We start from the raw sequence: 25,027 nt of genomic DNA, 5'->3' as shown, positions 1-25,027 counted from the left end.
ATGTCAGGTATCCGGCCCGGCCAAGGGAGGGTGCGCCGACGGGGAGCAGGCCCGTCCCGATCGACCGCTTCCCCGCGTCCGAGCGGCATCCGCGCCGCCCGTTGTCCCGGCCGGGCCCATCGCGTAGGGTCACCCGACATGAACACCGGACCGGCGCCACGCCACACACGGATCGGCGATCCGGTGGAGGGCTGACCGCACGGCGGGGGTGCCCAGTGCACCCCCTCGGTCCGGCACGGGGACCTCCTCACGCTCGCGCACCACGAGTCCCCTTTCCGTGCCGGACCACAGAGCGAGGTCAGCCGTATGACAGTCACGTTCAACCACACCATCATCGCCGCGCAGGACCGCGAGGAGTCGGCCCGCTTCTTCCGCGAACTCCTGGAACTGCCCGCAGCACCGTCCTGGGGCCCCTTCACCAACATCCAGCTCTCCGACGGCGTCCTGCTCCAGTTCGCCGAGCCTCCGGTGGAGATCCAGATGCAGCACTACGCGTTCCTGGTCGACGACGACCTGTTCGAGCGGGCGTACCGGCGGCTGTGCGAGCGCGGTGTCGAGCACTGGGCCGATCCGCAGATGCGGCGCCCGGGCGAGACCAACGACGAGCACGGCGGCCGGGGGGTGTACTTCAAGGACCCCGCCGGTCACGCGATCGAGCTGATCACCCGGCCGTACCTGTAGCCGGGGACGCCCTGCCGGGCGCCCGGAAGGCGGTGCCCGGCCGGGCGGAGCGCGGGGTCGCTGGGCCGTGGCCGGCGCCACCGGCGGCCTGCCACCGGGTGGAACCGGCCCCGGGGAATCCGGCCGGCCGTGGTCCGGGCACTCGGTTCCGCAGGCGGCGGACACGGCAGCGGGGTACGGCGCGCCCAAGCGACGGTGCGAGGAACCGGTCGTGTGGGGGACACTTCGAGACAGACGCACCTCACTGGTGTGCCGAGTGCGGCGGAGCGTTCCGGTACCGGCCGGAACCAGCGCCCGTCGCGGACGAGGAGGCAGGACGTGCAGAGCCCGGAGGCTCACGATGCCTTGGACCGGCCGTCCCAGGTCGACACGGAGCGCGTGCTCTGCGAGTCCCTGGATGCCATCGGTACCGGCGCGTACGTGGTGGACGAGGACGGGCGCATCGCGGCCGCGAACGCCCGGGCGCAGCGCCTGCTGGGCTACCCGCTGGAGGGACTCCTCGGGCAGGACGCGCACGAACTGCTGCACCGCACCCGCCACGGCGAGCACGTGTTGAGGACGCAGTGCGAGATGCGGCACGCCCTCCTGGCGCGGCGCCCGGCGGAGACCGGGGAGCAGTGGCTGGAGCGCGGAGACGGCTCGCTGCTCCGGGTGGCGTGGCTGCAGACCCCGTACCGGGTCGCGGACCGGCCCTCCTGCACCCTGGTGCTCTTCCATTCCCTCGACGAGGCCGGGCCGCTCGGCGCGCCGCAGGAGGACGGCGCGCCGGGGTCGCTCTCCGAGCTGGAACGCCTCGCGCTGCTCGCGGAGACAACCACGCGTCTGGCGTCCACGCTGGACGTCGACGAGGCACTGCGCCGCCTGGTGCGCCTGGTGCTGCCCCGGCTGGCGGACTGGGCGATCGTCGACCTGATCACCGAAGGTGACGAGGTGCGGCGCTCCCTGGTGGTGCAGGCGACCAACGGCGACCTGGTGACCCGGGAGGATCTCCAGGGACCGATGCCGCCCGTGCCCGAGCAGTCGCCGATGCCTCTGTCGCGGGCGCTGCGAGGGGTGGCGTCCACGCTCACGGGTCCGGAGGCCTACCGGCGCGAGCCCGATTCCGGCATCGCGGTCGAGCAGCGGCGCTTGTTCGAGGTGACGGGCATCCGGTCGGCGGCGATCGCGCCGATCCGCACCCTGCGGGAGGTCCTGGGCGCACTGACCCTGGGCCGTGGCGCGGGGCGCCCGGCGTTCGCCGTCACCGACCTGGCGCTGCTGGAGGACATCACGCGCCGGGCCGGCCTGGCGCTCGGCAACGCCCGGCTCTACCAGCGCCAGCGCAAGGTCGCCGAGACCATGCAACGGCACCTGCTGCCCCAGCTGCCCCGCGTGCCGCGGCTGGAGATGACCGCCCGGTACGTTTCGGCGCCGGACGCCTCGAAGGTGGGCGGGGACTGGTACGACGCGTTCTCCCTCTCGGACGGCGCCATGGCGCTCGCCATCGGCGACGTCGTCGGGCATGACCTGGACGCCGCCGCCGGCATGGCGCAGCTGCGCAACATGCTGCGCGCCTACGCGTGGTCGGAGAAGCGTCCGCCGAGCAAGATCGTCGAGTGGCTCGACCAGGCCACGGAGCACATCAGCGAGGTGTCCATGGCCACCGTGGTCCTGGCCCGGATGACCACCGGCGACGACGGGCTGTGGAGGATGTCGTGGACCAACGCGGGGCACCCGCCGCCGCTGCTGGTCACCCACGACGGCGTGACCCGCTACCTCACCGAGGGACACGGCATCCTGCTGGGCACCCGGACCCGGCGCTCCCGCGAGGACGCGTCCACGGTACTGCCGCCCGGCGCCACTCTCGTGCTGTACACCGACGGCCTGGTCGAGTCCCCCCGGCACTCCATCGACGAGGGTCTCGACCGGCTGCGCCGGCACGCCGCCGCCCTCGCCCACCGTCCGCTGGAGTCCTTCACCGACGCGCTGCTCGCCCGGGTCCGTCCCGACGACAACGACGACGACGTCGCGATCCTCGCCCTGCGTACGCCCACCCTCCCCTGAGGCCGCTCGCTCACGCGGGGGCCCGCCCGCCCCTTCCCGCCCACACGGGCACGCCCGCCCGCTCCTGGGTCGCTTCCGCTCACGCGCGGTGATCGCGCACTTTTCGCCGGCCGGCCCGCGGGGAACCCGGGAGCCGTCCGCAGGGGGCGGGTACGTGACGCGGAAGGGAGCACCTCGGATGCACGCAGTGACCAAGGGCCTGCTGGCCGGAGCGGTGGGGACCCTCGCGCTGGACCTCACCACGTACGGCGACATGCTGGTGCGCGGACGCGGATCCAGCGGAGTGCCCGCGCAGGTCGCGGAACGGCTCGCCGACCTGGCCGGCGTCGGGCTCGGCGAGGACGAGACCCGGTCCCACCGCGCGGAGGCCGCGGGCGCATTTCTCGGGTACCTCAACGGCCTCGGCGTCGGAGCGGCGTACGGCCTGCTGCGGCAGCGGGGCGGGCCCCTGCCGGTCTGGGTGGCCGGCCCGCTGCTCGGGGCGGCGGCCATGGCCGGCAGCGACGTCCCCGCCACCGCGCTGCGGGTGACCGACCCCTCCTCGTGGGACGCGACGTCCTGGGTGTCCGACGTGGTCCCCCACCTCGTCTACGGCTTCACCACCGCCTCGGTGTACCGGGCGCTGCGCTGACGCCGCAGACGTCCGAGGCCCTTCCCTTCCTCCGTCGTCCTTCCTTCGTCGACCGTCTTCCTCCGTCGGCCTCCTTCCGTCGTCGACGGCCCGGCCGCGCACAGAGGCCACCCGACACGTTCTGTGCTCATCTGAGAGCTATATGGCATCAGATGCGCAGGCACGCTTGCCGCCGCGCCGGTCGGGGCACTCGGAAGGTCCGGACCCGAGAGGACCGGGAGGCCGGACGCGTAGGCCGGCCGGATCAGTACGCAAGGGGAGAACGTTGACGTTGCGCATCGGGGCAGAGGAAGAGTTCCACGTGCTGGACGTCGAGAGCGGCCGGCTGGTCCCACGGGCCCGCGCCCTGCTCGACCGGCTGGACGGCGAAGGGTTCACCGCGGAGCTGCAGCAGTCCGTCGTGGAGAGCAACAGCCGGGTGCACACCACCCTCGACGACCTGTACGCGGACCTGGCCGGAGCCCGCCGGAGGCTGGACGCCGCGGCGTCCTCGCTCGGGCTCGCGGTGGTGGCGGCCGGTACCGTCCCGCTGGCCCGCGTGACCTCCAGGGAGGTCACCGAGGACGCCCGCTACCGGCGCATGGTCGACGAGTACCGCCGGATAGCGGACGAACAACTGATCTGCAGCGCGCAGGTGCACGTCGACGTCCCCGACCGGGACACCGCCGTGCGCGCCATGTGCCTGGTCTCGCCCTGGCTGCCCCCGCTGCTGGCGCTGTCCGCCAGCTCGCCGTTCTGGCTCGGCACGGACACCGGGTACGCCAGCTGGCGGACCATGCTGTGGCAGCGCTGGCCCACCTCCGGCCCGGCGGGCTGCTACTCCGGCGCCGCCGAGTACGACGCCGAGCTGGAGGAGCTGATCCGCTCGGGCGTCATCAGCGACGCCGGCATGGTGTACCACGACGTACGGCCCTCGGCGCACCAGCGCACCCTGGAACTGCGGATCTGCGACGCGTGCCCGCGGGTGGAGACGGTGGTACTCGTCGCCGGGCTCTTCCGCGCCCTGGTCCACGACGCCTGCGAGCGGCTGGCCCGCGAGGACGGCCCCGTCTGCGACGGCCGTCACGGCTGGCTGCGTGCCGCCACATGGCGCGCGGCCCGCTCCGGCCTCGAAGGGCCCCTGGTCGATCCGGTCACCCGGCGCGCCGTCCCGGCCCGCGTGGCCCTGCACGGGATGCTGGCGCGGCTCCGCCCGGCACTGGAGGCGACCGGCGACTGGGACATCGTCCACGAACTGCTGGCGGAGGTGCTCGCCACCGGCAGCGCCGCACACCGGCTGCGGCGCGCGGCCGACGCGGAGGACCTGCTCGCGAGCGTCGACCTCATGGTCGCCGAGACCCGCGGCGAGGCGGCCCCGCGTACCGCCACCGCGACGGCGTCCGGGCCGCGTCCGGCCCGCCGTCCCAGCCCCGTCGCCGGCGCGGGCGCCTGAGCCCGGATCCCCCATGTCGCGCGCCGAGTTCCCGGAGCCCGGCGCCCCCACGCGGCCCCGGCTGTCCGGCACGCGCTGTGGCCGGCCGGACGCCGTTCCCGGGACTACCGGACCGGCCACGGCCACCCCGGCGGGTGCCGCCACGGCACCGGCCCTCGTCACCAAGGAGAGCTGTCACCGTCATGTCACACGTCCCCACTCCCCCCACCGACGCCGCTCCGCACGCCGCCGCCGCGGGAGCGGGCCTCCGCGGCGGCAGTCGACCGAGGCGCGCCGGCGCGTCGCCGCCGGCCGGGCGCGAGGAGATCGCGGAAGGGGGGAACGCCTGATGTGCGGGCTCAGCGGCGAGATCCGCTTCGACGGCCGCAAACCCGACCTGGCGGCGGTCGAGCGCATGACCGACCGGCTCGCACCCCGCGGCCCCGACGGCCGCGGGGTGTGGTCCCAGGGGCCGGTCGCCCTCGGACACCGCCGGCTGAAGATCATCGACCTGTCGGAGAGCGGCGCCCAGCCGATGGCCGACCCGCACGCCCGCATCGTCGGCGTGTTCAACGGCTGCGTCTACAACTACCGTGAACTGCGCGACGAACTGGCGGGTCTGGGCCACCGGTTCTTCTCGGACTCCGACACCGAGGTGGTGCTGAAGGCGTACCAGGAGTGGGGCACCTCCTGCGTCGAGCGGCTCCACGGCATGTTCGCGTTCGTGGTCTTCGAGCAGGACACCGGCCGGGTGGTCCTGGCCCGCGACCGCCTCGGGATCAAGCCGCTGTACCTGGCCGAGACACCGGGGCGGCTGCGCTTCGCCTCGTCGCTGCCGGCGCTGCTGGCGGCCGGCGACGTCGACACCACCCTCGACCCCGTCGGCCTTCACCAGTACTTCAGCTGGCACGCCACCGTGGCCGCGCCGCACACCGTGCTGAACGGCGTACGCAAGCTGCCGCCGGCGACCGTCCGAGTGATGGAGACGGACGGCACCCACGAGGACCACTGCTACTGGCAGCCCTCCTACACGCGGCGGCCCGAGTACGCCGCCCTCACCGCGGAGGACTGGACGGACGCGGTGCTCCAGGCACTGCGCACCGCCGTGCGCCGCCGGATGGTGGCCGACGTGCCGGTGGGCGTGCTGCTGTCGGGCGGCCTGGACTCCAGTCTGATCGTGGCCCTCCTGGCCGGCGAGGGGCAGAGCGACCTGGCCACGTTCAGCGTCGGCTTCGAGTCCGAAGGGGGCGAGGAGGGCGACGAGTTCCACTACTCCGACCTGGTCGCCCGGCACTTCGGCACCGACCACCACCAGCTGATGGTCCCCTCCGACCGGGTCTCGCAGGCCCTGGACGGGGCGGTGCTCGCCATGAGCGAGCCCATGATCAGTCACGACGTGGTCGCCTTCCACCTGCTGTCCGAGCAGGTGGCCAAGGAGGTCAAGGTCGTCCAGAGCGGCCAGGGCGCCGACGAGGTGTTCGCGGGCTACCACTGGTACCCGGACATGGCGGGCGTGCCCCGGCCCCGCGCGGCCGAGGCGTACATCGAGACCTACTTCGACCGGCGGCACGAGGACCTGGCCCGCATCCTCGAACCGGGCCTGCTGCCCGAGCGCGACCTCTCCGGCGACTACGTGCGCGCGCACATGGCGGTGCCGGGGGCGCAGACGGCCCTGGACGCCGACCTGCGACTGGACACGCACGTGATGATGATCGACGACCCGGTCAAACGCGTCGACAACATGACGATGGACTGGGGCCTCGAGGCCCGGGTGCCCTTCCTCGACCACGAGCTGGTGGAGCTGGCGGCCGCCTGCCCGCCGGAGCTGAAGCTCGCGGACGGCGGCAAGGGCATCCTGAAGGCCGCCGGACGCAAGGTGCTGCCGCGGGACGTCGTCGACCGGCCCAAGGGATACTTCCCGGTCCCGGCGATCAAGCACATGGCCGGACCGGTGCTGCACCGGGTCCGCGAGGCCCTCACCGCCCCGGAAGCCGTGTCCCGCGGTCTCTTCCGCCAGGATCACGTGGCCGAGCTGCTGGCGGAGCCGAACGCACACCGCACCAAGAGGGGGGCGAACGCCCTGTGGCAGGTCGCCCTGCTGGAGATATGGCTGCAGACGCACGGAATCCGCTGACCGGGGCCTCGGCATCCGACCAGGCGGGACGCGGCCGCCCGGAGAACCCCGGGCGGCCGGGTCCCGCGGACCGTCCGCCGTGGGGCGAGCACCCGGCGCGGACGGACCCCGCGGACCACTCGGCGGACAACGGCCCCGCGGCCCACGCGGCACGGACGGGCCGCCCGGTGCGCCCGGACCGTCCGGACGGGCGCCAGATCCACTCCGTGCGGCCGGCCGGCCCGCGGCGGCCGGCCACCCCGTGGGACCCGGCGTTCGGCGCCGGCCCGGCGGGCACCAAAGAGCCCGGGCGTACGCGGACCGAGGCGCCGGCAGGCCAGGGCCGGGCGGGTGCCGGCACGGCGCCGCCGGGCAGGCCGGCCCGGACGCGGGCTGTCCGGGCCACGGAGCTGCCCGACGGCACGCCCCAGGCCGGGCCACGGCCCGCGCCCACGCCCACGCCGCTGCCGGACACCGCCGCGCCCCACGACATGCCGCCGCTGCTGCCGGCCCACGGCTGCTGGTACCCCTCCGTCGACCCCGGCGGCCGGTACGTAGCGTTCATCTGCGACCGGACCGGCGTCCCGCAGCTGTGGGCCGCGCCGGTCGACGGTGACGAGGCCCATCTCCTGGACGCCGGTCCGCACCCCGTGACCGAGGTGTCCTGGTCGCCCGACGGCCGCTGGATCGCGTACACCACCGCGCCGGGCGGCGGTGAGCACACCCGGGTGCTCTGCGTGCGTCCGGACGGCACGGGGCGGCGGATCCTGGCGGGCGGCGCCCCTGACAGTTCCGCCTATCTGGGCTGCTGGCAGCACGACGGTTCGGCGGTCGCGGTCACGGTGGCCGAAGCCGTCCCGCACCCCGGGCCGGAGGATGCCGCGTCCGCCGGCCTGGACGTGGCGGCGCTGTACCGGCCGGGCGGCCGGTACAGCGCCCGGAGCCTGGGGACCACCCTGCACAGCGCGGCGGCCCCCGCCCGCGGGACACCCTCGCAACGGCTGCGGCCACCGTACGGTGCCGCCCTCGGCGCGCCCTCGGTCCCCGGCGCCGCCGGCGGCGGTCCCCGGGCCCCCCGTACCGCGCGGGTCGGACCGTCAGCGGCCGCTCCGCGCGCCGCGCGGGACCGCTCGGGCGAACCCGCGCCGAAGACGCTGTCGGCCTACCTCGTCGATCCGGACGGCGTGGCCGCGCCCGTCCTGATCGCCAGCGAGCGCGGGGGCGCGACCCTGCGCGTCTGCGACCTGAGCCGGGACGGCCGCTTCGCCCTGGTGCGCCGGGGCCCGCGGGGGCGCCGCGAGGCCCTCGTCGTGCGCGTCCCGGACCTGCGGGTGACCTGCGCGCTGCGGGTCGCCGACGGGGACCCCTGGATCGGGGGCTTCTCGCCGGACGGCCGTACCCTGTGGCTGCGCAGCGACCACGAGCGGGAGTACGCCGCGCTGTACGCGGCGCGGCTCGACGCGCGCGGGGAGATGCTCGGTCTCGCGGTCGCCGCCCACCGCGACGACTGCGACCTGGAGCTGCTGGCCCTGGACCGCAACGGCCGCGGTGCCGTGCTGTCGTGGAACGTACGCGGGGTCAGCGAGCTGGAGGTTGCCGCGCTGACCCAGCGCGGCGCTTCCGGCGGCCGGGCCACGTACAGCTCCGCGCGGGAGAGTCCCACCGATGCCGGGGACACCGCGGCGTGGGCACCTGGTGCCGGGACGGCGGGCGTCGCCTCCTCGGCACCTCCTGCCGCAGCAGCGGACGCTGCGGTTGTGGCAGTTCCCGCCGAGACGGCGGACGCCGCGGTGGCGCCTCCGGCCGAGACGCCGGACGCGGCCGTGGCGCCTCCCGCCGGCGCGACGGGGCCCGCCGCCGGGGCACATTCTGCCGGTGCGACGGATGCGGCCGCCGTGCCACGCCCTGTCGACGCAACACATGCCGCCGCCGGGGCACGTACTGCCGAGGCGACGGAACCCGGCGCGGCGGAGGTCGCCGGTCCGGCGTACTCCTCCGGTGCGCCGGCACCGCCTGCCGGCCCGGACACCGCCGCGCCGGATCGCCCCGCCGCGCGGGAGGGCGCGGTGAGGCCGTCGGCCGGCACCCGGGCCGAGGACGCCGTCGAGTCGCCAGGCCCCGCCCACGCGGAGGATGCCGCCCGGCCGCCGCGTGTCACGGACGGCGTGCCGCCGGAGGTGGCGGTCGGGCCGCCCCGTGGCGTGCCGCTGCCGCACGAGGTCGTCACGAGGGTGGCGGTCGGCTCGGACCCGGACGCTCCCGTCGTGGCGCTGTCCGGCTCGCAGCGCCGTCCCGGCGTGTGGTGGCTTCCGCAGGGGACTTCCCTGCGCACCCCCTGGTCCTCCGGCGACGAGGCCGTGGCTCTCACCGGGCACCGGCCCGTGCGCCCGGTGCCCCTGCGTCCCGTCGCCCGCGACGGGCTTCCCCTGGGCGGCTGGTACTACCGGGCGCCGGGCCGCCCGGCGGGCGCGCCGGCGCCCTGCGTGCTGTACCTGCACGGTGGGCCGGAGGACCAGGAACGCCCGGTGTTCCAACCGCTCTTCCACGAGCTGCTGGGCCGCGGGCTGGACGTGTTCGCCCCCGACGTGCGCGGCTCGTCCGGCTACGGCCGTTCGTTCGTGGACGCGGACCTGGGCGCGGGCCGGTTCGCCGCCATCCAGGACGTGGCCGACTGCGCGGCCCACGTGGTGATCGCGGGCCTGGCCGACCCGCGACGGCTGGCCGTCCTCGGACACTCGTACGGCGGTTACCTGGTGATGGCGTCGCTGGTCCGGCACCCGGAGCTGTTCCGCACCGGTGTCCCGGTCTGCGGAATGTCGGACTTCGCGTCCTTCTTCGCCGGCACCGAGCCGTGGATCGCCGAGTCGGCCGCGCACAAGTACGGGCACCCGGTCCGCGACCGGGAGCTGCTGCACGCGCTGTCACCCATGAGCCGGGTCGACGCGCTGCGCGTCCCGGTGCTGGCGGTACACGGTGAACACGACACGAACGTGCCGCCCGGCGAGTCCGAGCAGTTCGTCCGGGCGGCCAGGGAGCGGGGCCTGGAGGCGGAACTGTTCGTCCTGCGCGAGGAGGGCCACTACTTCCGGCGTGCCGACACCCGCCGCCTGTTCCGCCGGAGGGTGGCCGACTGGATCGAACAGCACCTGGCCGGCTGACCCGCGACCGGCGCGCCCCACGCCGGCCGGCAGGGGCACGTCCCCGCCGGCCGGCCCGCGTGCGGCGCGTCTCCCAGGATCTGTCGTTTGGATCAGGCCGGCGAGCCCGGCGTGATCCAGACCAGAGGCCCTAGCTGTCCCGGGTCAGTGCGCACAGCACCGTGACGAGAGTTCCCGCACCGGCCAGCAGGGCGCACGCGAAGGCCGCATGACGTCTCAGCAGTTCCCGGCGCAGTGCGGCGTACCGCGTCTCGTACTCGTGCCGCAGCTGCTCGGCGCGGTCGGCGATCGTACGCAGCGTCTGGCGGGTGATGTCCAGTCGCTGCCGCACGTAGTGGTGGGTGACGTCGTCGGCCTGCGCCCCGGTCAGCCAGGGCAGGCGCGCGCAGAGGGCGGCCGCCTCACGCCGCGCCCGGTCACGTTCCGCCTGCGCGAGCAGGTAGCCCTCCACCTCGTTCACGAGCCGGGCGGGCTGCTCGGCGGGCGGGAGGTCGCGGCCCGGGCCGGTCATGACCGGCTGCCTTCGTGTCCCGCGGCGTCGAGGGCGTGGCGCCGGCCGGTGTCCTGCTTCCGGTCCGGCCAGGAGGTCTCCGGACGGTGGAGATCGAACACGGGCGCCGCCGACGCGGCCGCCGGCACGGGGAGGGGCGGCAGGACGGGCACCGAGGCGAGCGGGGCCTCACGGCCGCATCCCGCAGCCGTCGGCGTGCCCCGGCCCTGCACGGCCGAGGACCGTCCCCCGCCATGGCGTTCGGCGGTCGGCCCCCAGCTCGTCGGCTCGCCCTGCACAGCCATCGGTGACCCCTCTCGATGAAAGATCCAGGAAGTCGGGCAATGCTCCAAAGGTTCCGCATTCAGGGCAGGTGCGCACGGACATCACGGCGTGCGGACGTCCGTGTCGGCCGTCCCGTCGCGCCGGACCACACCCCGTGGTCGCCCCGGTGCCGAGCGTGCGGCTCCGCGGTGCCCCCAGCGTGGCGGCCGAGCGCCGTACCGGACGCGCGGTCCGCGCCGCCCGGTCCGCCCGGATCCGGCGGACCCGGTCGTCGTTCGGATCACCCCGGCGTCGCGGCGGCGTCCGGCACGCACACCTGCCGCGCTGTCGCCGACGCTTGCCGACGCTCCGCGTGGACGCCTTGCCGCGCCGTGCCGCCGTACGCACCGGCCCCCTCACCCGGGCCGCGCCGTGTCGCCGGTTCTCTCCGGCCTGATTCGCCGGACAGTCATGACCCGTTCGCCTGAACATCGCGTCTGCCCGGGCTCCGGCGGATCGACGGCGGGTGCCCTGAGGCGGCCGCGCGGACCATCTGGACGAGCGCGGTGCATGACCGTGCGACGGACCGGGCGCCGAGTCGCCGGCGGGCGCCGAACGCCCTTGCGCCGCCCAGACATCGGCCACACGTGCTCTGCCGTCGGGCGGGCCCGTTCCGTAGGGGACGGTGTCCTCCGTTCGGGTTGCTCGTTCAAGATGCCGACTGGCGCTTTGGCGACTAGCGTTTACAAGTGACAGCCGCAATACGGGGTACGTTCCCGTTCCGGCGAGGCCCCGTGGCGGGGCCCGTGCCGTGGGGACGGCTGCGCAACCTGACGCGGCCGGCATCGCGGTGCCACAGGGCGGGACGTGCCTCGCACATCCAGCGGCGACGCCTGAGACCGCGCCGCACACACATCTCCCGGCGGCGGCGGCCATCACTCTCGCGCCCATGCGACTGCGCGAGACGATGGAAAAGAAAGGTAGATCCATGCGAGCACAGCGCGTGAAGCGTCTTTTTGCGGTCTCCGCAGCCGGCGTCATGCTGGCCGGCGGCGCCGCCATCGGCGCGGCGGGAACCGCTTCCGCGGCCCCGCAGAGCACCTCCCACAACTACAACCGTCACTGCGACCACTGGGGTAACGGCTGGTGGGGTGACGACGACTGCGACGGCTGGGGCGGCGGCTATGGCTGGCGCTGGGGCGGCGACGGCTGGGGCTACGACCATGGCTATGGCGGCTACGGCGGCCACGGAGGCTACGGCGGCCACGGAGGCTATGGCGGCTATGGCGGCTACGGAGGCGACCACGGCGGCGGTTACGGAGGCGGCTACGGCGACCACGGCGGCGGCTACGGCGGCGGCTACGGCGACCACGGCGGCGGATACGGCGGCGGCGACCACGGTGGCGGCGGATACGGCGGCTACGGCGGCGGTTACTGACCCTTGAACCACGAGCGGTGTGAGACCTCGTCACGGGGCCTCACACCGCCTCGCGTGCCGCAGCCCCGGACGGGACCTGTCGGCGCCGACCCGGCCGCGGAACTGCTGAATCCGGCAATTGGGCAAGGACCGTGACGGCCCCGCGGACTGCCGGGCCGTCACCTCGCACCTCGCCCGCAGCGCCTGGCGTCCGTCAGTCAGCCGGATTGCCGGAACGCACCTGCTGCTCCAGGCGCCGCAGGCCGGCCTCGAGGGCGTCGGCTGCGGCCTGCTCACCCGGATCGTGGCGGTTGTCGAAGAACGACAGGTGGACGGTCACCTCGCTGGCGCCGCTGCCGATGCCCGCGACCTGGAGCCAGCCGGCGTAACCGCCGTGTTCGCGCGTGCCCCACTCGATCCGCATCTGGTCGGGCTCGGCGCGCAACAGGGCGGGGGTGTCCTGGCCGGTCCGGCCCTCGTGAACGGTGACGGCGGGGGGATCCTCGGCGCGCACGTGAATATCGTGCGGCAGCCAGGAGTCCAGGCGGCCGACGTCGGCGGCCTGGTCGAAGATCCGCTCCGGCTGGGCGGACATCGTGCGTGAACGCTCGTACTCGGCCATTACGGCTCCGTTCCTCCGCTCGGGGGTCGTACGACGGACGCGTGCCCCATTTCGCCGGGGCCGAAAAGCCCCCGTCCGGGACAGCGCGAGACGTAATCCCCGTCCCCGCGGTCCGTCACGCCGGGGTGCGTACCGACCCCAGCACCGCCCAGGCCACGGAGACGAACGGGACGGCGACGACCGCGCCGATCACCCCCGCGACGATGCTGCCCCCGATGACGGAGACGGCGACGACGAGCGGGTGGAGGCGGACGGCCCAGCTGAGGACCAGGGGGTGCAGGACGTGCCCCTCCAGCTGGCCGATGACGACGATGAGCACCAGGACGGCGGCGGCCACCAGGGGGCCCCGGCCGGCGAGGGCGACCACCGTGGCGACGCCGAGCGCGATCGGCGAGCCCACCAGCGGGACGAACGCGGCGAAGAACTCCAGCAGGGCGAGCGGCAGCGCCAGCGGCACCCTCAGCACCAGCAGGGTGACGCCGACCAGCACGGCGTTCGTGGCTGCCACGATGATGATGCCGCGCGTGTACCCGGCGAACGCGCTCCAGGCCGCCCGTCCCGCGCGGTCCCACATCGGACGTGCCCCGCCGGGCAGCAACTGGTCGCGCGCCCAGCGCCACTGGACCTCCCCGGAATGGATGAAGAACACGGAGGCGAAGAGTGCCAGTGCGCCGCCGGTGACCACTTCGACCACCGTGCCGAGGCCGCTGACGGCGCTGCTCAGCAGGCCGGCCCGGTGGGAGGAGACGTAGTCGAGGATCCGCTGCTGGAGGTCGGAGAGGGTGCCGGGACGCAGCCGGAACGGCGGGCGCTCCAGCCAGGCCTCGATCCGGTGGACGCCGCCGCGGAACTCACCGGTCAGCCGTGCCCACTCCCCCGCCACCGCGTGGCCGACGAGGGCGAGCAGGGCGAACAGGACCAGCATGCTGCCGACGAGGGCGACGGCGATCGCGAGCGGTCGCGGCAGGGCGCGGTTCAGCAGGTCGGCCAGGGGACGCAGCACCGACGTGATGACGAGCGCGGCGAACAGGGACACGGCGACCAGGTGGAATCGGCCGAGGACGGTGAAGACGCCGTAGACGGCGACGCCCACGGCGATGAGGCGCCAGGCGTAGGCGGCGGCGACGCGCAGCCACGTCACCGTGTCCTCGGCCTGCGGGGCCACCGGGCGGGAGCGGACGCGCGGCGGGAACCGGACGGAGCGCGCCGGCCGGCTGCCCAGGACCGCGCCGCCCGCCCGGCGCCGACGGCCCCGCCCGCCCGCATCCGCCACCACGCCTCCCGACCTCGCTCCGGTGACTGCCCGTCCCGTGCTGTGACCGGAGAGGTCCACCGGGTCGCGACGCCCGGCACGGCACCTCGCCGCGTTGCCGGATCGTCCGAGTACTTCCCGTACGCGGGCGACGCTCCGCCGTGCGACTCCCCCACAGCCCGAACGGCGTGGGAGGTACCCACGCCCCGCGGCCCGAACGGCGTGGGGACCCAGCCAGCACCGGATGTCGCGAGCTTCCCGGCGAACCCTTCCGGTCACAGCTCTGGGGCCTGTCAGACCATTCCCGTCCGCCGCGTTGCGGGCGACGACGCGAACGGTCAGACAGGCCCTAGAGCACGGTAAGCGCACGGGGGTCGGGGCGGGACGCAACGCGCCCGGCGAGGGCGGGCGGCGGCGGGCACCGGACGGTTGCGGCCCGGGCGCCGTCACCCGGTGCCGCGTCCGTGGGCCGGCTGCCCGGCCTCACGGCGTCACCTCGTCCAGGAGCTGCGGCCCGTTGTTGCGGACGTTGTTGACGGCCGGTGAGACGGGCCGGGCGTCCAGGTGCCCGTCCGCCGGCTGTGTCAGCAGCGCCCGCAGCGCGGCGGGGTCCTCGTGGTGCGGGTCGAGCCAGGCGTCGTAGCGGTCCGGGCTCAGGGCGAGCGGCATGCGGGGATGGACACGGCCGGCCGCGTCGGTGGCCTCGGTGGTGATGATCGTGCAGGTGGTCAGCCAGGCGGCGGGATCGTCGTCCCGGGCGGTCTCCGGGTCGCGCCAGTACTCGTACAGCCCGGCGAGCGCCATCACCCCGTCGTCCTCGGGGTGGATGAAGTAGGGCTGCTTGCGGGCCCTTCCCGTGCTCTCGGCCCTGGTCTGCTGCCACTCGTAGAAGCCGTCGGCCGGCAGCAGGCAGCGGCGTCCGGCGAAGGCGCGGCGGAAGGCCGGCTTCTCGTGCAGGGTCTCCACCCTGGCGTTGATCAGCCGGCTGCCGATCCTGACGTCCTTGGCCCAGGACGGCACCAGCCCCCAGCGCACCGGCCGCAGCTGCCGGCGCGCGGGCGCGTCGTCGCCGCCCCCGCGCGGGGTCCGTTCGAGGACGGCGTAGACGTCGTCGGTGGGGGCGACGTTCCAGCTCGGCTCCAGCTTCTCCTCGGGGTGCCATTCACTGACGCCGAAATGCTGGACCAGGTCGTCGGGACGACGGGTGGAGACATAGCGACCGCACATCCTGCCAGGGTGCCACGGGCGGACGCCGCCGCCCCCGCGCGCCCGCGCTGTGCCGGTCGGTGCGTGGCCGGGCCATGGGTGGACGGTCGCCGTGTGGGCGGTCAGGCCGTGGACGCCGACCGCCCGCCGCCGGTTCGCCGGGCTCTTCCGGCGGGCCGCCCACTCCCCCGGCCGATCCGGCCGGCGCCTCAGCCCACGGCCAGGCCGGGGCGGACCAGCGTGCCCGACCTGCCGTGGACGATCTCGTAGGCCGCGTCCAGGGCGCCGATGGCGGCCGGCGCGCCGGTGCCCTCGACGAAGCGGGCGGCCGCCTCGGCCTTCGGTCCCATGGAGTCCGCGGCATAGCGGCCGGCCCGCAGCTCGCCGGGGGTGGCGTCCAGCACGGGCCGCTGGCGGTGGGTGCCGTAGTCGTCGTAGACGTTCGGCACGTCCGTGAGGACGAGCAGGAAGCCGGCCCCGACGTCCTGGGCGAGCCGGGCGGCGGCCAGGTCCTTGTCGACGAGCCCCTCCGCGGCGCTCAGCAGGCCCTTCTCCGCGACGACGGGCACGCCTCCGCCGCCCGAGCAGACGACGACGGTGCCGCTGCCCAGCAGCTCCTGGACCGTCTCGGTCTCCACGATCCGTAGGGGGGACGGTGCGGGCACCACGCGCCGCCAGCCGCCGTGGCCGTCGTCGGCGATGTGCCAGCCGCGCCGGCGGGCGAACGCCTGTGCCAGCTGCCGCGGGTAGGCGGGGCCGACGGGCGTGGTGGGCCGGCCGAACGCCGGGTCGTCGGCGCGGACCAGGACATGGGTGACCAGGGCGGCGACGCGGCGGCCCGGCAGGGCGTCCCGCATGGCGCGCGCCAGCAGGGAGCCGATCATGCCCTGGGTCTGGGCGGTGAGCAGGTCCAGCGGGTAGGGCGCAGTGAGCTCGGGGTCCGTCGTGGTCTCCTCGGCGAGCAGGTCGACCTGCGGGCCGTTGCCGTGGGTGATCACGAGGTCGTGGTCGTGGGCCAGGGGCGCGATCGCGGTGGCCACCCGGACGACGTTCGCCCGCTGGACGGCGGCGTCGGGGCGGTCGCCCCGCAGGAGCAGGGCGTTGCCGCCGAGGGCGATCACGATCCGCATGGCACGGTCCCCGTCCTGTCAGGGGTGCGGGACGACGGCGACGGGGCAGCCGGCGTGGTGGAGGACGGCGTGGACGACCGGCCCCAGGTGCGCCCCGAGGCGGCCGGCGGCCCGGCGCCCGACCACCACGAGTCCCGCGGCGCTCGCGGCGTGGACGACCTCCGCGGCGGGCCGCCCCGCCGTCACCGTCCGGGTCACCGGGACCTCGGGGTACTTCTCGCCCCAGGGACGCAGCGTCGCGGCCAGTTCCTTCTCGCGCTCCGCGAACGCTTCGGCACCCGGCGGGGCCTGCGGGTCCGGGGCCGGGCCGGCGTGGGTGCCGGGCTCTCGCGGAGCCTTGCCGGCGTGCACGACGCGCAGGTCGGTGCCGCGCCGCCGGGCCGCGTCGAAGGCGAACTCGATCAGCTCGTCGTGAGGCTGCTCGACGTCCAGGCCGAGGACGACGGCACGGTAGGGGGTCTCGGGGATCTCGTCGGGCGCGACCCCGTCCACGGCGGGCAGGTGCTCGTCGGCGGCGCTCTGCCCCGCGCGCACCAGCACCACGGGACGCGACGACCTCGCCACCACCCGCTGGGACACGGATCCGGTCACGAACCCGGTCACCGTGCCGAGCCCGAGCGAGCCCACGACCAGCAGCTCCGCGTCCGCGACGGCGGCGAGCAGGGCCGCGACCGGAGTGTCCTCGATCAGGCGGCCGCCGACCGCCAGTGTGGGGTGCGCGGCGCCGACGCTGTCGACGGCCTGTCGCAGGATCAGTTCGGCCCAGTCCTGGTCGGTGGTGTCCCAGACCACGTACGGCGCCGGACCGGCGGGCCTGCGCCATGCGTGCACGATGTCGAGCCCGGCGCCCCGGCGCAGCGCCTCCTGGGCCGCCCAGTGCGCGGCCGCCAGACTCTCGGGAGATCCGTCGACTCCCACGGCGACAGTCCGAGGCATGGCACGTCCCTCCCGCTGGTCCTCCTGCTGCTTCGAGCCTCCTGCCGGGCGGGACGCGCGCCCATGGGCCGCACGGCCCCGCCTCGGTCCCTTCGGCCCCACCGGGGTGCCCGGCTCCGTGGACCGGGCGCACCCTCCGGACACCGGCGTCACCGGCGCGCGGGGGAACCGGGTCCGCCGCGCCGTCCCGGCCCGGCGGAGGCCATCGGCCCCGCCGGGCCGGGCGCGGCCGGGGCCGACCGGCCCCCTGCCCGGGACCGGCGGGACCTCCCCCCGGCGGCCCCGGCGGCCGGAGGGTGGAACGGACGAGAGGTCAGCGGACCGGTCCGGCGTCCGGGCCCCGGTCCCGGGGCCCGGCGGCCCTGGTACCGCGGCGGCGCGGACCGGAGGCTGAAACCCACGGACGACTGCCGAAGGGAGTGGAGCACATGTCCGCCGGAGACTTCGGCACCGGGGACGTCGCCCTGCGTGCGCGGACCGAGGACGGCGTGGACGGTCTGCCGCCCGTCGGCGGCGCGGCGCGGGTCGCCAGGGCGCCGGCTCCCCGCGCCGGGCGGGCCGATCCGCTCGGGCCGGGGTCCGGCTGGACGGCGGCCATGTGGTCGTGCACGCCCGTTCGGTGATCCCCACGGGAGCCACGGGAGCCGGCCGACCGACTGCGCGCCCGGACCGGGCGGGCCGCCCGCGGGCACGGCTCGCAGGACGGCCCCGGCCACCGCCGTGGCGCGGCGGTCCACAGCGCTGAGGCGTCCGCGCCGGGCATCGGACGTGGCGGGGAGGGGACGGGTCCCTCCCCGCCTTTTCGCTCAAGGAGAAGTGCCGTGACATCGCAGACGGTCGGCGAAGTGATGACCCGTGAGGTGGTCCACGCCCGCCGGACAACGCCGTTCAAGGAGGTGGTCCGGTTGCTGGACCAGCACCACATCGGGGGTCTTCCGGTGATCGACCGCGACGACAGGGTGATCGGCGTCGTCTCCGGGACCGACCTGGTGCGCGAGCAGGCGGCCCGGGACGGCGGAGGTCCCGACCGCGCGGTCGTCGCGGGAGACGTGATGTCGACGCCCGCGGTGACAGTGCATCCGGAACAGAGTATTCCGGACGCTGCGCGGTTGATGGAGCGTCACGGGATCGAGCGGCTGCCCGTGGTCGACGAGGAGGACCGCCTCATCGGCATCGCCACTCGCCGTGACCTGCTGCGGGTGTTCCTGCGCGCGGACGACGACATCCGCCGCCAGGTGACCGACGAGGTGGTGGCCCGCGAGCTCGGGCTGCCGCAGGAGGCCGTCGGCGTCTCCGTCCGGGACGGGGTGGTCCGGCTGGACGGGCGTGTGCGGTTGCGCAGCGACGTTCCCCTGGCGGTCCGCTCAGCGTGGCGGGTGGACGGCGTCATCGGCGTGATCAACGACCTCGCCTTCCAGGTCGACGACTGCGAGCCGCACGCGATGCCCGGGGCGCCGGGCAGGCGGTGACACCACCGTCGGACGGCCGGCGCGGTCCCGGTGGCACGGAGCGTGGCCGGTGGTCGTCGCCGCGACGGTGTGCGGGAGCGCGATCCCGCCCGCGGAGCCGTCTCGCGGACGGGCGGGCCCGGGCCACGGAGCGGAGCCCGCGCGGAACGGCGGTGACGCCTGCTGAGCGGGTGATGCGTGCCGTCGACACGCCGGTTCGGCCGTCGCCGGTCTCCGCGGCGTTGTGGCACCGCACGGCCCGGACGCTGCGCGGGCCGCGGCCCCTCGGCTCCCCGAGAAGGCGGCACGGCCTGTCCGTGTCACGTCGTCCCACCGGAGCGGGCCACGGCGACGGGGCACCGCGCGTGGTGGAGGACCGCCTGGCTCACCGATCCCAGCAGCATGCCCGTGAAGCCGCCCCGGCCGCGCGCGCCGACCACCAGCAATTGGGCGCCGGCGCTCGCGTCGACGAGCGTGGCGCGCACCCGGCCCCCGACCAGCCGGCGGTGCACGGTCACGTCCGCCCAGGTATCCGGGTGGCCGGCCAGCGCCTTCGCCAGCAGGCGCTCCTCCGCGTCGCGGAGCCGGCTCTCGTCGTAGGTGGCGAGGGACGGGTCGGCCAGACCGTCGGGGACCCTCTCGGGCCAGGACTTCCACACGTGCAGGGCCACCAGGTCGGCGCCGCGCAGGGACGCCTCGGCGAAGGCGAACTCCACGGCCCTCTCGGCCGCCGTCGAGCCGTCCACCGCCAGCAGCACGGGGCCCGCCGGATCCGGCCTGCCGCGCACCACCAGGACCGGGCAGTGGCCGTGGGCCGCCAGGTGCACGGCGGTGGAACCGAGCAGCAGACTGCCGAAGGCGTTCAGGCCGCGGCTGCCGACGACCGCGAGGCAGGCGGTGCGCGACTCGATCTCCAGGACCATGAGCGGCTCGCCCACGGTGACCTCCCGCGTCAGGTCCACGTGGGGTGCGGCGCCACGGGCCCTCCGCTCGGCGTCCGCCAGCGTGCCGTCGATCAGTTCGCGCACGCCCGCCGAGCCGGGATTCCACGGAGGCCCGCCCGGCGGCAGGTGCAGCCCCGGCCATCCGAAGGCATGCACCATGCGCAGTCCCACGCCCCGCAGGCCGGCCTCCCGCGCCGCGACCTCGACCGCCTCCAGGCTCGACGCCGAGCCGTCCACTCCGACCACCACGGGTTCCGCCATGACGGCACCTCCTCCAGCCAGCGTCCGTCGCCGTGCCGGCGACCGCATCAGAGGGTCCGGCCGGTCGTCGGGCCGATAGCCGCCGCTCGCCTCTCCGGACGCCCGGCGGCATCCCTGGCGGGCGTCTCGGCGCAGCCCCGCCCGCGGGCTGGGCGGTCGCGGACGGGCGTGCCGGACCACGTCTCCGGCTTGAGCCGCCCGGCCCCCGGCACTGTCGTCCGACGTGCGTCCACCCCTCGGGCGACGACGCGAGTCCGACGACAGGGTCTAGGACACGGCGCGTCCGCCCGGCGCGTAGCCGAGGCGGAGCACCATCTGCGGGTACTCGCCGGCGCTGAGCGTCTGCCTCATCCTGTCCCGCAACGGCGGCAGTTCCAGGGGCTGGGTGTGGAAGGCGGCCGTCACGGCCTGCGCCGCCGCTGCCAGCAGCACCCGCTCGAGGGCCTGCCCGGACCGCAGCCAGGCCGGCGGATCGTCCCGGTCGGTGCCGAGCACGGCCACCAGCCCGGTGCGCGCGGGCCACCGCCGCGGCGGCGTGGGGTACAGGCGGGTCAGGGCCGCGTACTCCCGTTCCGCCGCGCCGGTGCGGTCGGGGTGGAGAAGGCCCATGTCCGGGGGGACATCCGCGGGGACGCCGTCGCCCCGCGTGCGGGTGAGCCGCCAGGTCCACCGGGACTGGCGGGCGGTGTGCTCGGGATCCGCGCGGTGGGCGTCCTCGCCCGCCCGGACCAGCTCGGCCAGGTCCCGGCGGCCCGTGCTGTCGTCGACGAGGTGCAGGCCGGCGCCCTCGTCCTGGGCCTGCTCCCGCAGCGCGCCCACCAGGGCGGTGGGCAGCGGATCCGGCAGGAACGGCCCGCGCACGGCCGGCCGCCGGCGCAGGGCACCGTACATGCGTTCCTCGTCGGGTGTGGGGCGGGCGTAGGCGCCCCAGGCGACCCGCGCCAGGAACGCCGGGTCCCGCGGGTCGGGGAAGGGCTGCTCGACGGGCTTGAACCCCAGATGGCGCATGGCGAGACGGACGTTGAACAGGGCGGCGCCGCAGCTGATGACCAGGTCCCGGCCGTGGGGGCCGGCGAGCAGCCGGCGGTCGGCGTCCGCGTGCAGCTCCACACCCCGGTCGCCGTCGGCGACGAAGACCCAGGCCGGGGTCTCATGGGCCGAGGGCGCGGTGACGGCCGCGCGGGCCAGGTAGGTGGAGGCGTGGCCGGGGGGTGCGGTGACGACGGACATGAGCGGTGCCGCCCTTCTGGAGCTTCCTGGGCCTGCCTCCCTTCATGCTCGTCCGCCGCCACCGGTGCGGGCATGGGCCACATGACCCCCACCCGGGCCGAGGGGCCTTGCAGTGCGGGGATCCGGGAGACGGAAAGGGGCCGTTCGGCTCTGGTCGGGCACCGGGCTCCGCGCGCAGGGTGGGAAGGAGGGCAAGCGCGTACGGAAGTGATCACCATGGAAGCCAAGCAGTGGACCGTGCAGATCTACATCACGGAGGACGGTGACGACACGCACGCTCGTGCCGTGCTGAGCACCCGCGACAGCTCGGGCGTGACCGGCCGCGGCGTGGCGCGCCGGAATCCGATCGACCGGCCGATCCCCGAGATCGGCGACGAACTGGCCGTGAGCCGGGCCCTGGAGGACCTCGCCGTCCGGCTGCACGACGTGGCCGCCGACGACATCGTCGAGATGGCCGGGCCCGTACAGGTGTGACGCCGTTCTCCTCCGGCGGGAGACACCCTCGCCAGGGTCGTTCGACCCTTGTGCCGGTGCGGCCGGTGTGATGCGCTCGAAGTGGCGGGAAGGACACCGGACAGACGCGGGGAAGCGGCCGGCAGCCGCGCACCGCGCAATCAAGATCCGCGAGAAGCGGGTGGTCCTTCCCGCCTTCTCGCTGTCGGCGCTCCGGTTCCTCGCCGTACTCCGCCGCCTCCGGCCCATGACCGGCGTTGCGCTGCGCGCCCCTCCGCACCGGCCGGCGCCGTGGCGCCCCGCGGGTCCTTCGGGCCCATGGGCCGCCCACACAGCGCCCCATGGGCCGAAGGACCCGCGATCGGGACCGGGCGGCCCGTGGCACCCCACCCCACCCGGGGTCAGGCTGAGGTCGACAGCCTCACGCGGCGGTGCCGGGGCGTCCGGCACCGCCGGGAGGGCGACGGCACCCCACGAGTACGGCGTACTCGCCGACCGGCTGCGGCGGCGGACGGAAAGGAACCGGAGCAATGACCTCCACCACTACCCTGGCCGCCGCCCTCCCCGCCGAGCAGCGCGAACAGCTGATGCGAACCGCCCGCGAGATCTCCTTCGACGTGGGCACCCGCATCTTCGAGGAGGGCCACCGCGCCGACCGGTTCTGGATCATCAAGACCGGGACCGTCGCGCTCGACCTGCACGTCCCCGGCCGGCGCGCCGCCCTCATCGAGTCCCTGGGCCACGGCGAACTGGTCGGCTGGTCCTGGCACTTCCCGCCCTACGTCTGGCAGCTGGGCGCCGAGGCCACTAGCCCGGTCAGAGCCTACGAGTTCGACGCGGACACCGTGCTCAGGATGTGCGAGCAGGACGCGGAGTTCGGCCGCGCCATCGCCGTCTGGGTCGGCCGGGTGGTCGCCCACCGGCTGCACGCGGCCCGCGTCCGGCTGCTCGACCTGTACGCCCCCTACGGCAGCGGGGGCGGTTGACGGGGGAAGGCGCGTGGGATCGGCGCATCCGAGCCACCCTCACCCGCACGCCGTGCGCCCCGGCCGCGGCGCACGGCGGCGCGGACCGCGCCGCCGGAGCAACGCCTCGTCCCGCCCGGCCGCAGGGAGCCCCCGGGATGCCGTTGGGGTGTTGCCCGCAGCGCGGGCCGGCGGTCGGCCGGGACCCGTCGTCGAGTGCGTCCCGCTGCGGTGACGTGTGCGCCCGGTGGCGGTGGGCCGCCCCGCCGCCACCGGGGCCGGGCACCGGCCGTCCCGCGACGCCTCAGGGGGACAGGTCCAGGCCGTACAGGGTGCGCCCGCCGACGAGTTCGCGGCCCGTGACGAGCTCCGGCTCGATGCGCACGAAGACCTCCCGCGGTGACGGCACCCAGGAACGGGGACCCTCACGGACGAGGCGTGCGTGCTCCGCGGGATCGGCCACCACCGAGGCGGAGCCGGTGACGACGACACTCCAGCCCGCCTGGGCGACGGCGTCGACCTCGTCGGCCTCGAAGGCGACCACCGCGCCGTCGATCGCGGAGACCAGTTCGGAGGCGGCCGAGGTGCACAGCAGGACCGCGCCGTCGTCGGCGAGGCAGAAGTTGACCGGCAGCACGGCGGGCAGCGCCCGGCGGGTGTGGACGATGCGTCCCACCGGCACCTGGGCCAGCAGTTGCAGGCACTCCTGGCGCTCAAGCTCGCGGAATCCGTCGTTCGCATACATCGGCCGGCTCGTCTCTCGCCTGGTACGGCGCTACAGCGTGCGTCCATCCTGGCTGGGCGGGCCGGCCCGGGGCTTGGGCCGTCCGTCCCGGCGGTGCCGGAGAACGGCCCGGTTCCCCTCGCCGTCCGGACGGGCCCGTCAGGCCTCGTTCACGGCGACGACGTCGTGCCGCTCCCCGCCGAGCACGACCTTGAGCGCCCCGGTGTCGGCGGCGTTGGCGAAGACGTCGTACGCCTCCTCCATGTGGTGGAACGGGAAGGTGTGGGTGACCAACTGGGAGGTGGGCAGCCGGCCGGCGGCCGCCATTCGCAGCAGGGTGGGCGTGGAGTAGGTGTCGACGAGGCCGGTGGTGATGGTCACGTTCCTGCTCCACAGCTCCTCCAGACGGAGGGTGGCGGGCTTGCCGTGCACGCCGACGTTGGCCACGTGCCCACCGGGCCTGACCATGCGCGTGCAGACCTCGAAGGTCTCCGGCACGCCGACCGCCTCGACGACCACGTCCGCGCCGAGTCCGCCGGTGAGGTCGGCGATCAGCTGCTCGGGAGCCTCCCGGGCGTCGGCCACGGCCTCGGCGCCGAGCTTCCGCGCGGCCTCCAGACGCGGCGCGGCCAGATCCACCGCGACGACCCGCTCGGGCGCGAACAGCCGCGCGGTGGCGATCGCGGCGAGTCCGACGGGTCCGGCCCCGACGACGGCGACGGTGTCGCCGGGACGCACGTGCCCGTTGAGGACACCCACCTCGTACGCGGTCGGAAAGATGTCGGCCAGCAGCACACCGTCCTCATGGGTCACGACGCTGGGCAGCGGATGCACGGAAAGGTCGGCGTAGGGGACGCGGACGTACTCGGCCTGGGTGCCGTCGATCAGGTGACCGATGATCCAGCCTCCCCCGCCGCGGCACTGGCCGTACATCGCCTCGCGGCAGAAGCGGCACCTTCCGCAGGCGGTGATGCACGACACCAGCACGCGGTCGCCCGGCTGCACAGTGCGCACGTCGCCGCCGACCTCGACGATCTCACCGACGGCCTCGTGTCCGAGCACGGTGCCGGGAGGCACCTCGGGCACGTCGCCCTTGATGATGTGCAGGTCCGTCCCGCAGATGGTCACGGCGTCGACGCGCACGATCGCGTCGGTCGGCTCCTGGACGTCCGGGTCGGGGACGTCCTCCCAAGCGGACTGTCCGGGGCCGTGGAAGACGTAACCCTTCATGCCGATCCTCACCCTCTCGCGGTCGGACGGGTTCCGGACGCGGCGCGCCGCGAGCCGGAATCCAGCGGGCTGCCGGGACTGCCCCGCCCCTCCAGCTTGTCCGGCACCCGGGCTGTCCGCTTGGGCCGGTCGGCCCCACCGGCCGACAGCCGCCCGGAACCACCGGCACCCGCCGCGGAAAGCGCACCCGATCCCCGGTTCCGCCTCGGTGTGCCGGCACGCGAGTCCGCCTCGCTGTGCCGGCACGCGAGTCCGCCTCCGTGTGCCGGTGATGACCGCCTCGCCTCCGGCCCGGTGTGCGCGCGGCGTGCGGGGTGGGGCGGGGGCGCGCCGGGGGGTGCCCGTCCTCGGACCGGCGCGAACGAGGTGGCTCGGCAGCGCACCCCGCGTGGACGCGCCGGCCGCTGCGGGCGGGCAC

Annotated in this window: 21 protein-coding genes and 1 pseudogene; 11 read left to right on the top strand and 11 right to left on the bottom strand. The window is 75.3% G+C overall.

The genetic code is table 11. The features are described 5' to 3' along the window. Positions 1-306: 306 nt before the first annotated feature. The 6 genes and pseudogenes from ACWDNY_RS20170 to ACWDNY_RS20145 form a co-directional block, all read left to right on the top strand. The gene (locus ACWDNY_RS20170) at positions 307-681 is read left to right on the top strand and encodes a VOC family protein (RefSeq protein ID WP_451647139.1); all 375 of its coding nucleotides are present in this window, start codon (positions 307-309) and stop codon (positions 679-681) included. 318 nt (positions 682-999) lie between these two features. Then, the gene (locus ACWDNY_RS20165) at positions 1,000-2,724 is read left to right on the top strand and encodes a SpoIIE family protein phosphatase (RefSeq protein ID WP_451647138.1); all 1,725 of its coding nucleotides are present in this window, start codon (positions 1,000-1,002) and stop codon (positions 2,722-2,724) included. A 178-nt stretch (positions 2,725-2,902) separates the two neighbouring features. After that, on the top strand, positions 2,903-3,355 hold the full coding sequence (locus ACWDNY_RS20160) for a hypothetical protein (RefSeq protein ID WP_451647137.1): 453 nt from the start codon (positions 2,903-2,905) through the stop codon (positions 3,353-3,355). A gap of 265 nt (positions 3,356-3,620) precedes the next feature. Beyond that, positions 3,621-4,787, top strand: a complete 1,167-nt coding sequence (locus ACWDNY_RS20155) for a carboxylate-amine ligase (RefSeq protein WP_451647136.1) — start codon at positions 3,621-3,623, stop codon at positions 4,785-4,787. A gap of 328 nt (positions 4,788-5,115) precedes the next feature. Further along, positions 5,116-6,900 (top strand): N-acetylglutaminylglutamine amidotransferase, encoded by a 1,785-nt coding sequence (locus ACWDNY_RS20150; protein WP_451647135.1) that lies wholly within the window; start codon positions 5,116-5,118, stop codon positions 6,898-6,900. 2,165 nt (positions 6,901-9,065) lie between these two features. Further along, positions 9,066-10,037 (top strand): annotated as a pseudogene (locus ACWDNY_RS20145) (alpha/beta hydrolase family protein); the annotation flags it as partial. A 130-nt stretch (positions 10,038-10,167) separates the two neighbouring features. Here the strand turns inward: ACWDNY_RS20145 and ACWDNY_RS20140 are convergent. Further along, positions 10,168-10,548 (bottom strand): hypothetical protein, encoded by a 381-nt coding sequence (locus ACWDNY_RS20140; protein WP_451647134.1) that lies wholly within the window; start codon positions 10,546-10,548, stop codon positions 10,168-10,170. Beyond that, positions 10,545-10,832 (bottom strand): hypothetical protein, encoded by a 288-nt coding sequence (locus tag ACWDNY_RS20135; protein WP_451647133.1) that lies wholly within the window; start codon positions 10,830-10,832, stop codon positions 10,545-10,547. Before ACWDNY_RS20135 ends, ACWDNY_RS20140 begins: the two co-directional genes overlap by 4 nt. Positions 10,833-11,779: 947 nt before the next feature. Between ACWDNY_RS20135 and ACWDNY_RS20130 the strand changes: the two genes are divergently transcribed. Next, the gene (locus ACWDNY_RS20130; protein WP_451647132.1) at positions 11,780-12,229 is read left to right on the top strand and encodes a hypothetical protein; all 450 of its coding nucleotides are present in this window, start codon (positions 11,780-11,782) and stop codon (positions 12,227-12,229) included. Between the two features lie 193 nt (positions 12,230-12,422). Here ACWDNY_RS20130 and ACWDNY_RS20125 read toward each other — a convergent pair whose 3' ends face one another. The 5 genes from ACWDNY_RS20125 to ACWDNY_RS20105 all read right to left on the bottom strand — a co-directional run bounded on the left by ACWDNY_RS20125 (position 12,423) and on the right by ACWDNY_RS20105 (position 17,354). Continuing rightward, positions 12,423-12,830 (bottom strand): SRPBCC family protein, encoded by a 408-nt coding sequence (locus ACWDNY_RS20125; protein WP_451647131.1) that lies wholly within the window; start codon positions 12,828-12,830, stop codon positions 12,423-12,425. A gap of 115 nt (positions 12,831-12,945) precedes the next feature. Continuing rightward, entirely contained in the window at positions 12,946-14,103 is a 1,158-nt protein-coding gene (locus ACWDNY_RS20120) for an AI-2E family transporter (protein WP_451647130.1), read from the bottom strand. 462 nt (positions 14,104-14,565) lie between these two features. Beyond that, complete coding sequence (locus tag ACWDNY_RS20115) at positions 14,566-15,309, bottom strand: SOS response-associated peptidase (protein ID WP_451647129.1); 744 nt, start codon at positions 15,307-15,309, stop codon at positions 14,566-14,568. A gap of 188 nt (positions 15,310-15,497) precedes the next feature. Further along, entirely contained in the window at positions 15,498-16,418 is a 921-nt protein-coding gene (locus ACWDNY_RS20110; RefSeq protein ID WP_451647128.1) for an amino acid kinase family protein, read from the bottom strand. Positions 16,419-16,436: 18 nt separating this feature from the next. Further along, entirely contained in the window at positions 16,437-17,354 is a 918-nt protein-coding gene (locus ACWDNY_RS20105; protein ID WP_451647127.1) for a universal stress protein, read from the bottom strand. A 428-nt stretch (positions 17,355-17,782) separates the two neighbouring features. On the opposite strand from ACWDNY_RS20105, the gene ACWDNY_RS20100 reads away from it, so the two are divergent. Beyond that, a complete protein-coding gene (locus ACWDNY_RS20100) occupies positions 17,783-17,977 on the top strand; it encodes a hypothetical protein (protein ID WP_451647126.1) in 195 nt (64 codons plus the stop codon). Positions 17,978-18,175: 198 nt separating this feature from the next. Beyond that, positions 18,176-18,823, top strand: a complete 648-nt coding sequence (locus ACWDNY_RS20095) for a CBS domain-containing protein (RefSeq protein WP_451647125.1) — start codon at positions 18,176-18,178, stop codon at positions 18,821-18,823. A 299-nt stretch (positions 18,824-19,122) separates the two neighbouring features. Here the strand turns inward: ACWDNY_RS20095 and ACWDNY_RS20090 are convergent, their stop codons facing one another. Next, positions 19,123-20,007: a universal stress protein gene (locus ACWDNY_RS20090; protein WP_451647124.1), complete on the bottom strand. Its 885-nt coding sequence runs from the start codon at positions 20,005-20,007 to the stop codon at positions 19,123-19,125. A gap of 267 nt (positions 20,008-20,274) precedes the next feature. Further along, a complete protein-coding gene (locus ACWDNY_RS20085; RefSeq protein ID WP_451647123.1) occupies positions 20,275-21,237 on the bottom strand; it encodes an Acg family FMN-binding oxidoreductase in 963 nt (320 codons plus the stop codon). Between the two features lie 216 nt (positions 21,238-21,453). On the opposite strand from ACWDNY_RS20085, the gene ACWDNY_RS20080 reads away from it, so the two are divergent. Together ACWDNY_RS20080 and ACWDNY_RS20075 are read left to right on the top strand one after the other, a co-directional pair. Next, complete coding sequence (locus tag ACWDNY_RS20080) at positions 21,454-21,711, top strand: DUF1876 domain-containing protein (protein WP_451647122.1); 258 nt, start codon at positions 21,454-21,456, stop codon at positions 21,709-21,711. A 509-nt stretch (positions 21,712-22,220) separates the two neighbouring features. Further along, a complete protein-coding gene (locus ACWDNY_RS20075; RefSeq protein WP_451647121.1) occupies positions 22,221-22,676 on the top strand; it encodes a Crp/Fnr family transcriptional regulator in 456 nt (151 codons plus the stop codon). Positions 22,677-22,959: 283 nt separating this feature from the next. Here ACWDNY_RS20075 and ACWDNY_RS20070 read toward each other — a convergent pair whose 3' ends face one another. Further along, the gene (locus tag ACWDNY_RS20070) at positions 22,960-23,400 is read right to left on the bottom strand and encodes a pyridoxamine 5'-phosphate oxidase family protein (protein ID WP_451647120.1); all 441 of its coding nucleotides are present in this window, start codon (positions 23,398-23,400) and stop codon (positions 22,960-22,962) included. Between the two features lie 138 nt (positions 23,401-23,538). Continuing rightward, positions 23,539-24,609, bottom strand: a complete 1,071-nt coding sequence (locus ACWDNY_RS20065) for a zinc-dependent alcohol dehydrogenase family protein (protein WP_451647119.1) — start codon at positions 24,607-24,609, stop codon at positions 23,539-23,541. Positions 24,610-25,027: the final 418 nt, after the last annotated feature.

The sequence above is a fragment of the Streptomyces sp. NPDC003697 genome, from assembly GCF_053587115.1.
The sequence above is the reverse complement of the archived record's forward strand: the minus strand, read 5'-3'. Positions and strand labels throughout refer to the sequence as shown.